Source organism: Hansschlegelia quercus (assembly GCF_004310425.1).
Classification (GTDB): Bacteria; Pseudomonadota; Alphaproteobacteria; order Rhizobiales; family Methylopilaceae; genus Methylopila; species Methylopila quercus.
This window is the reverse complement of the sequence record NZ_SIUB01000003.1, coordinates 94572-106357: the sequence shown is the minus strand read 5'-3', so window position 1 is coordinate 106357 and position 11786 is coordinate 94572. Positions and strand designations below refer to the sequence as shown.

Genomic DNA, 11786 nt, shown 5'->3' with positions numbered 1-11786 from the left:
GATGGCTGGCGCTCCCTTGAAGTAGCGGCAGCTGTCCGCGATCACTAGAGGCGCCGCCCTCTCCAACCGGCGTTGCAACTAGCTCGGGCTCCGCACGATGAACGACAAACGGGAATCAACAGATCAAGGCGACGTCGATCTGCCCGCAACCATCACCGTCGAGCGAACGTATGACATGCGCTTCGTGGGTTCAGGTTCTAGAAGGTTGGTGGGCACCCATCAGGAACTGCTAGAGATGGGGCAAGGCGATGGAGGTCGCCCGCTCGACATAGACGTTGAGCCTGCAAGCAGCGCTTCAACGTCCGCGCCCGTTCCGAACCGATGAACCACAAGCCATGCCGCCAGCGCCTCGATCTCCGATCGATGACGCTGCACGATCTCCCGCGCGGTCTTCATCAGCCGCGCGAGGTCTGCCTCGACCAGGCGTCGGAGAGACGCGTCGAACGCGACCAGGTCGCCGGCAGCCGAGTACGACGTGCGGCTCGCGAGCGTGGCGCCAAGTCCGAAACTTGCGTGGATGGCTGCGGCGAGCTGGGTCACCTTCCGCAGGTCGTCCTGAGCGCCACTGGATGGTCCTCCGGACAACAGCTCATCTGCGGCCCGGCCGCCGAGTCCTATGACAACCTGACGTTCCAGTCCTTTCCGATCGAGGATCGACGGTGACGGCACGAAGTTGGTGGCGCCATTGGCCGCGCCACTTTCGATGATGCTCACCGACACGATCGTCTGGCCGAGGGTTCGTCCGACGACTGCATGCCCGGCCTCATGGATCGCGACCGCGCGACGCACGCCTTCGCAACGTGGGTCCCGCGGCGCAATTGCCATGGCGAGGTCGGCAAGGGCGAGGGGGCGGTCCTCGCGCCGAGCCATTTCCTTCGCCTGCCGGACCCAATCTTCGGCCTGTGCGCCAGTGGCTCCGACGCCCAGCCGGGCGGCGCCCGTAAGATTTTCATTCTCCAGCGCGCCGCGGAGATGGTGGCGCAGAACAGCTGAGAGTTCCCCGACGGTCTGCGGCGCCGTGACCTCCACATGCCGATCAAAACGACCCGGCCGGCGTATCGCGTCATCAAGACGATCTCGATAGTTGGTGGCGCCAATCAGCACCACTCCGCTCCCCCGCGTCCTGTCGATCATCATCAATACGCCGGTCACCACCGGCAGCCACCAGTCGCGTGACCGGGCGTCCATCGCCGACCGATCCGGCAAAGCATCGAGCTCGTCGACGAACAGGATTGACGGACTTGAAGCAACAGCGCGATCGAATGCCCTCTGAGCCGCGACTACGACGTCTCCGAGGTGGCCGTTTGAACTCGCAAACCAATCGGCCACTGACGTAAGAATAAGCGGTAAGCCAACCGTCTTCGCAAAGCTGCGGGCGACCAGCGTCTTGCCCACGCCTGGTTTGCCGAAGATCAACAGACTCGGCAGCGCCTTGGCGTCGAGGCCGCCGGCAACCACCTGCTCGACATCATCAGCGATAGACTGGATGGTCGCGAGAGCCGCGCCGTACCCGACGAGGTCGCGAAGCAGAGGCACATCGTCCTTGGTCGCGCCGATGGTCCGGCTTTGAACGGCCTCCTTCATGCGGCGGACGGCCTTTGCCGCACTTTCGCCAGGCCGTATTGCTGAGGCGACGTCGAGGACGTCGAGCCCGACGATGTCGAGGGGCTCCACGCGAGCCTTGCGCCCGGTCGCCAGCTTCAGGGCCGCCTCGACGACCTGCGGCGTGAGCGTCACACGCACACTGACATCCGCGGCCGCAACTAGGGCCGGGGCAAGCCAGCCGCGGTCGCTCGTGATCGCAAACGTCGGTCTGAGGATCGTCGGCGCCTCGGCGGGCTCGTACCGGGTCGGCGGCTTGACGGGGGACACGACCTGAGGTTTTGGCCTCAATTTAAGAGCGGCGACGGCCAGCTCGTGTGTCCAGGCGACGTTCGCCGTGTCGATGAGCACCACGACTGGTTCTCCGCGTTGGGCGGCGCGAAGAATGTTGTTTGGGAGCGCGCGTTCGAGAGCAGCCTTCGCAATGGCCTGCTTCGGCGTCAGCCGAAAAGACAGCGCCCCGGCGTCCCCATCGTCTGCCGTGGCGAAGAATTCAGCGTCCTCGTCGGTGTCGGCTGTCAGGCCGGACAGCTGCTTCTTGGGCGCGCGGCTCACAGCCGGGCTCCAAGCACTACGGGGGCCTCAATCGCCACGCCCTGCAAGGCGAGCCTGTACATGAGGCTGTCCAGCACGTCGGACGCTCCCAGCTTACCTCGTACGGCACAGAGAAAAACCGCCGACATCGCGATGTCGACGACCCGGGTAGCCGGACCCGGACGAGCGGCGTTGGTCGCCTCGACGGCGAACCGGACCGCGCTGGCGAGATCGCCGCTCTCAGCCTTGCGCCAGTCAGCCGCGCCGATCGGAGTGACCTTGGCCAGGATGCTTTGCAGCGCGTCGGCCAAAGTTACGTGCCCCTCAGGCGCCGGCACGCGACGCCACAGCGAAAGCAGATCCTCGTCGCGATCAAGCTGAGGCCGCGCGACCGCTTCCGGCGGCGTTGGCTCGGTGACACGCCAGAGCTGAACTTGGCCGCTCGATGAAGCCGAGACGAACAACGCCATGCTGTTCCAGGTGCCGAACGTCAGATCGCAGGTGAGCGTCAACACGCCATCGGCGTCGGGCGCCACGGTTCCGCTGAAAACCGCCTCATGCCGCAACGCCGAGATGCCGCCATGCAGGGACGGGGCCTCGAACGCCCGGATGTGAGATCCTGACTTCAGGATAGCCAAGCCGTTGGTCAGGAAGAGGGCCTCGGCGGTGACCTCGCGCTTCACGTATCGCCGCCGGACCGCGCCCACGAGCGCCATCGGATCGACGGGCTCGGGCAGGGCGGTAAAGGCGAGCTCCGGTCCCGCGAGGAGATGCATCTTGGGGCTGTTGAAAGGGATCAGGTTGCTCTCGGCCAAGCGGCAGAGAGCGTCCCCCGTAAACACGCGCAACTGGGCGTAGCGGTCACCGGGCCGGCGTCCGTGGAACGGCGGCTCATCATTCAGAAGCTCGACGTCAGCGCACAGCGTGAGCGCTGAATGGATCAGGCGCTCGAGCACCCGAGCGTCGGACCGGTCGAGATCGTCCGCATCTGAGGTGATGCAGATGACCTGGAACGTTCCAGAGTTTGACCTCAGGCGCTCATGGCCGAGGAGACGGTCGGCGATTGCGCCGCTCATGCCGACATAGGCGGCGGGCCGTTCGTTCGGGCGATCAAGGAGGAGGATGTAGGCGCCCGGCTGGCCAATCCCGTCGGCCTGGTCGATCGGGAGCGGCGTGCCGGTTAGCACGGTGATAGTTGCCCGCCCCAGGGGTGCCGGCAGAGTGACAACGGCCGGGACAAGCGGGGGCAGTTCCGGACCGGGTCCGGAGATCGAAATGGACATGGGAGATCCTTCCGCGCCGCAAAGGGCGCAGTGCTGAAACCGGGACGGGCCGGTAAGACCGCAAGGCGCGCAAGACGGAATGTCGCCAGTCAAAGAAGTGATGGCGCTATCCAGAGCCTTTAAAGGCGTGAGCGGTCTAGGGCCCTAGAGGAGGGCGAGCGTTGCGGCGGAAGCCGAACGCGTGCGTCCCAACGGAGGCGACGTTCGCGCGACGCGGTGCGTAGGCGGATAGCCGGTGGGTTCAGTTGAAGGAGGGTTGAGATCGGCCGCAAAGCAGCCGTAACTGGCGATAGCCATGGTCGGTGGTCCTGTTACCGCAGGACTCGCTGGTCGTGGTCAGGACGTCGGCGGCTGTGCAACCAGCTGTCGGCGTCCGCCCCAAGCAGAGGCTGAAGACCGTCGAGGCGAATCTGAGAAGACGTCATATGACGTCAAGAGCACGGTCAGATGCCGCGTCTCTAGCGTCAACCTGAAGCTGTGTGTTTGGTTAACAGCGGGAAGAGGGCGGTGGCGACAGTTCGTGACAAGAACTGACTTAGCGGTCATGCGAAACGCGCGCCTGCAAGCCATTTCCCGGGTTGCACTCCATCCCGACGACCCTTGTCGCGCCGGCCTGCGCCACGCCCTTGTTAGCGAGCCACTTGAGCTTCTCCGGTTGCTCAATTGTCTAGGGTTGCCGATGCCGTTCAAATCGCTCTGTCACAATTAGCTCCTGCTTTGCTGGGACATCTCCGGCAATCGCGCATCTATAGCAGCGATCGCGACGAATTTGGCCGCACGTAAGATGGGTACCAAGCCCCATCCGCCGCTTGGCGCCAACAGCGGGCATCAAAGCTTAGGCCAAAAATAGACATCTCAGGGGGCCCAGCCAATCTGCGCTCTATGCCATCGATCTCAGCGTCCAACGTCTGCTGTCACTGACGAGAAGCGCGACACTGAGCGGCGCGACGTCAACGCGGATGAACGCCTAGTGCGGCGCGAAAAGGAGGCTGAGATGCCCCGCCAGTGCCCTTGAAGCGTTGGTCTACGCGCACCGCACCCGTGAAGTTGGCCGCGGGGGCCGGCCTTCGAGGCTTCGGAACCGGCCCGCAAGGGAGTGACGCGTAGCTTTGTCGGACGCAGGGCACAGCCATTAGGAGGAGCATGGAGGCTGCCGCAGCCAGTGTCGTCCTCGTCGCCTCTCTCGACACGGCTTTGCTTGTCGCTCAGGAGGGTAGCTGTAGAAGCCGACCCGGACTACACCAACAATCGCACATACGCCTATGAGGCTGTTTCATGAATTCCCGAGGCGACATACGAGATGTGATCGCCTTCGTAGCGGTCGCCCGGGAGCGCAGCTTCACGCGTGCAGCGGCGAAGATCGGCGTCTCGCAGTCCGCCCTCAGCCATACGATCCGGGGACTTGAGGAGAAACTCGGGATCCGGCTCCTAACGCGGACAACTCGCAGCGTGTCGCCGACGGAGGCCGGGGAACGTCTCCTTCATGCGATCGGCCCGCGGTTCGACGAGATCGACGCGGAGCTTGCGGCGCTCAGCGACTGGCGCGACAGGCCTGCGGGCACTATCCGGATCACGGCCGGGGAGCACGCCGTGACGACCGTGCTGTGGCCGACGCTCGCCCGCCTGCTGCCGGACTACCCGGACGTCAACGTCGAGATCGTGACCGACCTTGGTCTCGTGGACATCGTGGCGGAGCGCTACGACGCCGGCGTCCGTCTCGGCGAGCAGGTCGCCAAGGACATGGTTGCGGTCAGGATCGGGCCTGACATGCGCATGGCCGTCGTCGGATCGCCCGCTTACGTCGAGGCGCATAGCCGTCCGGTGACACCGCAGGATCTGACCGACCACCGGTGCGTCAACCTGCGCCTGCCGACTTATGGCGGTCTGTTCGCCTGGGAGTTTGAAAAAGACGGGCGCGAGGTCCGTGTGCGCGTCGAAGGTCAGCTCACCTTCAATTCGATGGCTCAGAGGCTGGACGCGGCGCTATGCGGCCTCGGCCTATCCTACATGCCGGAAGACCTGGTGACCGAACACGTCGCGGCCGGACGGCTGGTGCGGGTGCTCGAGGACTGGTGCGACCCGTTTCCGGGCTACCACCTCTACTATCCGAGTCGCCGCCATCACTCCTCGGCCTTCGCCCTGGTGGTGGAAGCGCTCCGCTACCGAGGCTGAGGGCCGTCCGCCACCAGCCCTGGTATTTGTCCGGCATCCCTCGGCGCGATCCTCATCCCACCTCGGGCATTGCCGAGAGGAGCTTGTCGAGCGTAATCGGGTAGTCGCGGACCCTGACGCCCGTTGCATTGTAGATGGCGTTCGCGACCGCGGCCGCCACACCGCAGATCCCAAGCTCACCGACTCCCTTCGCCTTCATCGGGGAGGAGTACGGATCAGTCTCGTCGAGGAACACGACCTCTTGGTGAGGGATGTCGGCATGGACCGGGACCTCGTATCCTGCGAGGTCGTGGTTCACGAAGAAGCCGCGCTCCTTGTCGACCGCGAGTTCCTCCATCAGCGCTGCGCCCGCGCCCATCGTCATCGCGCCGATGACCTGACTTCGCGCGGACTTCGGATTGAGGATGCGGCCCGCAGCGCAGACCGCGAGCATGCGGCGGATGCGGGACTCTCCCGTGGCATGGTCGACGCCGATTTCGACGAAGTGCGCCCCGAAGGTCGACTGGGCATAGCGCTTGTCCAGGTCGCCGAACTCGATGCCGTCCTCGACCACGATGTCCCGGGCGTTGGCTACGCCCGCGAGTGCAACGCTCTTGCCATCGGCGGTCACCTGACCGTCAGCGAAGTCGGCCTTGAGTGGATCGAGGCCGGCCTGGCGCGCGATCGCCTCCCTAAGCTTCACGCAGCAAGCGTAAACGCCCGACGTCGCCGAGTTCGCTCCCCACTGCCCGCCGGAGCCGGCGGAGACGGGGAACGCGCTGTCACCGAGCTTCACGTCGATCTGGGTCAGCGGCACGCCGAGCATCTCGGCGGTGGTCTGGGCGATGATCGTGTAGGTGCCTGTCCCGATGTCGGTCATGTCGGTCTCGACCGTGATCCGGCCGTCCGCCGCGAGCCGCGCGCGAGCCGCCGACTTCATCACGAGGTTGCCGCGGAACGCCGTCGCGACGCCCATTCCGACGAGCCAGCGTCCGTCGCGCGTTTCGCCGGGCTGCTTTCGCGCCGACCAGCCGAAGCGGCCGGAACCGATCCGGAAGCATTCCGACAGACGCCGCTGGGAGAACTTCCGCTCCGGGTTCTCGGGATCGACCTGTGTGTCGTTCAGGATCCGGAACTCGACCGGGTCCATGCCGAGCTTGCCAGCCATCTCGTCCATGGCAATCTCGAGCGCCATCAGGCCGGGCGCCTCGCCCGGGGCGCGCATGGCGTTGCCCTCCGGCAAGTTGAGCAGAGCGAGCCGCGTCGCCGTCATTCGGTTCGCCCCGGCATAGAGCAGCCGGGTCTGGTCGATGGCGTTCTCCGGCTTGCCGTTCGGAAGATTGCCGGACCAAGTCTCGTGCCCGATCGCGGTGATCTTGCCGTCGCGCCCGGCGCCGATCCGCACGCGCTGCACGGTGGCGGGCCGATGGGTGGTGTTGTTGAACACGAGCGGACGCGGCAGCGCGACCTTGACGGGGCGGCCCGCGGCCTTCGCGCCGAGCGCGGCCAGCACCGCATCCGCCCGTAGGAACAGCTTCCCGCCAAAACCGCCGCCGACATACGGCGAGACCAGCCGGACGTTCTCCTTCGGCAGGCCGAGCGTCTTGGCTAGGTCCGAGACGCCCCAGTCGATCATCTGGTTCGAGGTCCAGACCGTGACCTTGTTGCCGTCCCACGACGCCATCGAAGCGTGCGGCTCCATCATCGCGTGGGCGTGGTCCGGGGTCGTGTAGGTCTCGTCGAGCTTGACCGCCGCGGCCTCGAACGCCCCCGCGAAATCGCCTTTGGCGGAATCCGGCTCGTCGCCGCCGGATGGCTTCGGCTTCACCGACGTGTCCTTCGTCCCGCGCAGGTCGAACACGCCCTTCTCCGCCGCATAATCGACGCGCAGGAGGCCGGCTGCGGCGCGCGCCTGCTCGAAGCTCTCGGCGACCACGACTGCGATCGCCTGATGGTAATGGTCAATCTCCGGGCCGCCGAGGAGTTTGGCGATGTTGTATTTGCCGAGGCCGAGCTTTCCTGCGGTCTCGGCAGTCACCACGGCGAGGACCCCAGGCGCCTTCCTGGCGGCCGTCACGTCGATGCTCTTGATGCGCCCCTTCGCGATCCCTGCGCCGACCACGAAGCCGACCGCGGGGTTCTCGACAGCGTCGTGGCGCTCATAGGCGTAAGGCGCGCGGCCCGTGACCTTGAGCGGACCTTCAATCCGGTCGAACGGCTTGCCGATGACCTTCTGGCGGTCGATCGGGTTTGCGCCTGCGGGCTCGTTGAACTTCATCGGCATCAGCCTCGCGCCTCCGTGAGGACAGAGCCGAGCGTCCGCTCAGCGAGCGTCCGCTTGAACTCGTTGTGGTGGGTGGGTCGGGCGTTGGCGAACAGGCCGTCGGCGACGGCCTTCGCGCCGCGCTTCATGTCGGCCTCGGCCGCCTCAACGCGCCACGGCTTCGGCGCGACGCCACCGATCGCGACACGGCCCGTGCCGTCCGGTTGGACGACCGCCCCGACCGAGATGAGCGCGAAGGCGTAGGACGCGCGGTCGCGCACTTTGCGGTAGACGTGCTTGCCGCCGACGGGCGCCGGAAGCGTCATCGCGGTGATTAACTCCCCCTTCTCCAGCGCGTTCTCGACGTGCGGCGTGTCGCCGGGAAGGCGATGGAACTCCGCAACCGGGATCGTCCGGGTCTCGCCGTCAGGCTTCACGGTCTCGACCACGGCATCGAGCGCGCGCATGGCTACGCCCATGTCGCTTGGATGGGTCGCGATGCAGGCGTCCGAGACGCCGACCAACCCAAGCTGGCGCGAGAACCCGCCGATCGCCGCGCAACCGGAGCCGGGGCTCCGCTTATTGCAGGGCTGCGCGGTGTCGTAGAAGTACGGGCAGCGGGTGCGCTGAAGCAGGTTTCCTGCGGTCGTCGCCTTGTTGCGGAGCTGTCCGGAAGCCCCCGCCATCAGGGCGCGGGTCAGCAGCGCATAGTCCTTCCGGACCCGCTTGTGCGCCGCTAGGTCGGTGTTGCGGACCAGCGCGCCGATTTTGAGGCCGCCCTCCGGGGTCGTCTCGATGGTGTCGAGCGCAAGCCCGTTCACGTCGATCAGGTGCGCAGGCGTCTCAATCTCGAGCTTCATCAGGTCGAGGAGGTTCGTTCCGCCCGCGATGAACTTGGCGTCCTCGTGCTCGGCGGCCGCGGCCGCAGCTTCAGCGGGCGTCCTAGCGCGCTCATACGAAAAGGCCTTCATGCGCGCCTCCCTGCGACTTCGGCCATGGCGTCGACGATATTGGAGTAGGCGCCGCAGCGGCAGATGTTGCCGCTCATGCGCTCGCGAATCTCGTCACTGGTCGGCAGCAGCTCGCCGTCGAGCTCGACGGTGACATGGCTCGGAATACCGGCCTTGATCTCGTCGAGCACGGCGACGGCCGAACAGATCTGGCCAGGGGTGCAGTAGCCGCACTGGAAACCGTCGTGCTTCACGAAGGCGGCCTGCATCGGGTGCAGGTTCTCCGGCTGACCGAGGCCCTCGATAGTCGTGACCTCCGAGCCCTCGTGCATGACCGCAAGCGTCAGGCACGAGTTGATGCGGTGGCCGTCGACGATGACCGTGCAGGCGCCGCACTGGCCGTGGTCGCAGCCCTTCTTGGTGCCGGTGAGCTGAAGCCGCTCGCGCAACGCGTCGAGCAGCGTCGTGCGGGTGTCGACCTCGAGGCGGCGGCCCTCCCCATTTACAGTGAAGGACACCGAAGCCAGCGTCGGCATCCGGGTTTCGGAGGCGAGAGACGCGCCCGCCTCCGCGAGCTTGGGCGTGGCGGCAAGAACCGCCCCCGCCCCGGCGCCGACCATCAGGTCGCGCCGCGAAATCTCCCAGTCACGGGGTCCAGCCATATCGTGCTCCCGTCAATGCGGAGCCGAACATCTTCGAGCCCGCTTACAGAATTTCCAGCAGCGGGCGCGAGCCCGCCTTCCAACTTGGAAACAGTCTAGGGTCAGAACGGTTCGGTTTAATCGCGAGAAGCTGATCGCCGTTATGAGCACGGCTCATGAACGCTTTCGTTTTTCAGCGAAGATAGCAAGCGATACGGGCGTCTGCTACCGCTACCCAAGCCGGCAGCCCCAGCCACGCTGGCCTCGCCCTCGTTTTGGTCCATGAGCAAGCCTCATGACCGATAGCGAGATTGATCACCTAATCCTGCTTTCGACATGAGCCTATCTCCTGCCGCAGCGGCGTCCGACGGACGTCCAAGGCGACTGGAGAGCGGCCATGGAAAAGCGGACCCTCGGCACGAGCGGACTGGAAGTCTCGGCGATCGGCCTGGGCTGCATGGGCATCAGCTTCGGCTATGCCGACAAGCTTGGGACGAAGGACGGAGTGGCCCTCATCCGCGCGGCCGTCGAACGTGGCGTGACGTTCTTCGACACCGCCGAGGCCTACGGCCCGAGGGTCAACGAAGAAGTCGTGGGTGAGGCTTTGCAGCCGATCCGCGAAGGGGTCGTCATCGCGACCAAGTTTGGATTCCGGAACGGCGTGCCTGCGGAGGGCCTCGACAGCAGGCCCGAGCGGATCCGGGAAGTCGCCGAAGCCTCGCTGAAGCGCCTTCGCACCGACCATATCGATCTCTTCTACCAGCATCGCGTCGATCCCAATGTGCCGATCGAGGACGTCGCCGGCGCCGTGAAGGACCTGATCGCCGCTGGCAAGGTCCGCGCATTCGGCATGTCGGAGGCTGGGGCCGCGTCGATCCGACGGGCGCATGCGGTGCAGCCTGTCGCAGCGCTCCAGAGCGAATACTCGATGTGGTGGCGCGAACCTGAGGTCGAGATCCTCCCCACCCTAGAGGAACTAGGCATCGGCTTTGTGCCCTTCGCTCCGCTCGGCAAGGGCTTTCTCACGGGCACGCTAACGCCGGACACGACGTTCGCGCAGACCGACTTCCGCGCCTCCGTCCCGCGCTTCCAGGCGAAGGCTCTGAAGGCCAACCAAGCGCTCGTCAACCTCGTCGCCGCGATGGCCTCCGAGAAGGGCGCGACCTCTGCTCAGGTCGCGCTGGCGTGGCTTCTCGCCCAACGCCCGTGGATCGTCCCGATCCCCGGCACCACCAAGCCGCATCGCTTGGAGGAGAACCTCGGCGCCGTGGCGGTCGACCTGACCGAGGCCGACCTTTCCCGCATCCGCGGGGCGCTCGCAGAGATCGAGGTCGTCGGCGAACGCTATGGCGCCTCTCACCAGCAACTCGTCAACCGCTGACCGAACGAGAGAAGATCATGGCCAACAACGTACCGGCGGTGACGCTCAACAATGGCGTCGAGATGCCGATCCTCGGTTTCGGCGTGTTTCAGGTGCCCGACCCGGCCGAGTGCGAGCGCAGCGTTCGCGACGCGCTCGATGTCGGCTACCGTCTGCTCGACACCGCGACGTCCTACGGCAACGAACAGGCAGTCGGCGCCGCTATCCGCGACCATGGCGTCGACCGAAGCGAGCTGTTCGTCACGACGAAACTCTGGATCGAGGACGCCAGCTATGAGGGCGCTCTGTCTGCGTTTGAGCGCTCGCTGAACAAGCTGCAGCTCGACTATCTCGATCTCTGGCTGATCCATCAGCCGTTCGGCGATGTCTACGGCGCCTGGCGCGCGATGTCCGAGCTTCACAAGGCCGGGCGCATCCGCGCCATCGGCGTCAGCAACTTCTACCCTGACCGCCTGATGGACTTCGTGCTCCACAACGAGGTCACGCCTGCAGTCAACCAGATCGAGATCCATCCCTTCCATCATCAGGTCGACGCGCAGAAGCTGCTCGTGGACTACAAGGTCCAGCCGGAAGCCTGGGGGCCTTTCGCCGAGGGCAAGAACGGGTTGTTCAGCAACGAGGTGCTGCAATCCATCGGCCGCAAGCAAGGCAAGTCCATTGCCCAGGTCGTCCTGCGCTGGCTGATCCAGCGCAACATCGTCGCCATCCCGAAGTCGATCCGGAGGGAACGCATGGCCGAGAACATCGCCATCTTCGACTTCGAGCTCGACGCAGATGACGTCGCCACGATCGGTGAGCTGGACAAGAACGCCAGCAGCTTTTTCGACCACCGCGATCCGGCGATGGTGCACTGGCTCGGCACGCGGAAGCTTTAGTCCAGCGTCGCTGACTTGGGATAATCGACACGCGTGGTGGTCAGGGCAGCCCAGCTTCGAGTCGGCGTGCACAGCGGTTTCGATCTCCATCGTCTTGGCCGTCTCG

The 11786-nt window shown here is 65.6% G+C and carries 8 protein-coding genes; 3 read left to right on the top strand and 5 right to left on the bottom strand.

The annotated features are described in order from the left end of the window. Window positions 1-219 precede the first annotated feature (219 nt). Window positions 220-2157, bottom strand: a complete 1938-nt coding sequence (locus EYR15_RS07455) for an AAA family ATPase (RefSeq protein WP_131002630.1) — start codon at window positions 2155-2157, stop codon at window positions 220-222. Then, window positions 2154-3419 carry a GIY-YIG nuclease family protein gene (locus EYR15_RS07450; RefSeq protein WP_131002628.1) on the bottom strand — a complete coding sequence of 422 codons (1266 nt, stop codon included), beginning with the start codon at window positions 3417-3419 and terminating at the stop codon, window positions 2154-2156. Before EYR15_RS07450 ends, EYR15_RS07455 begins: the two co-directional genes overlap by 4 nt. A 1275-nt stretch (window positions 3420-4694) precedes the next feature. On the opposite strand from EYR15_RS07450, the gene EYR15_RS07445 reads away from it, so the two are divergent. Beyond that, on the top strand, window positions 4695-5591 hold the full coding sequence (locus EYR15_RS07445; RefSeq protein WP_131002626.1) for a LysR family transcriptional regulator: 897 nt from the start codon (window positions 4695-4697) through the stop codon (window positions 5589-5591). Between the two features lie 52 nt (window positions 5592-5643). Here EYR15_RS07445 and paoC read toward each other — a convergent pair whose 3' ends face one another. From paoC to paoA, 3 genes are read right to left on the bottom strand one after another with little or no spacing between them, the layout of a single operon-like run. After that, window positions 5644-7848, bottom strand: a complete 2205-nt coding sequence (gene paoC, locus EYR15_RS07440) for an aldehyde oxidoreductase molybdenum-binding subunit PaoC (RefSeq protein ID WP_131003271.1) — start codon at window positions 7846-7848, stop codon at window positions 5644-5646. Window positions 7849-7853: 5 nt separating this feature from the next. Next, window positions 7854-8804: an FAD binding domain-containing protein gene (locus EYR15_RS07435; RefSeq protein WP_131002625.1), complete on the bottom strand. Its 951-nt coding sequence runs from the start codon at window positions 8802-8804 to the stop codon at window positions 7854-7856. Then, entirely contained in the window at window positions 8801-9445 is a 645-nt protein-coding gene (paoA, locus tag EYR15_RS07430; RefSeq protein WP_131002623.1) for an aldehyde dehydrogenase iron-sulfur subunit PaoA, read from the bottom strand. Before paoA ends, EYR15_RS07435 begins: the two co-directional genes overlap by 4 nt. 376 nt (window positions 9446-9821) lie before the next feature. On the opposite strand from paoA, the gene EYR15_RS07425 reads away from it, so the two are divergent. Together EYR15_RS07425 and EYR15_RS07420 are read left to right on the top strand one after the other, a co-directional pair. Beyond that, window positions 9822-10805, top strand: coding sequence for an aldo/keto reductase (locus tag EYR15_RS07425; protein ID WP_131002622.1), 984 nt, complete (start codon window positions 9822-9824; stop codon window positions 10803-10805). Window positions 10806-10822: 17 nt separating this feature from the next. Then, entirely contained in the window at window positions 10823-11680 is an 858-nt protein-coding gene (locus EYR15_RS07420) for an aldo/keto reductase (RefSeq protein ID WP_131002620.1), read from the top strand. Window positions 11681-11786: the final 106 nt, after the last annotated feature.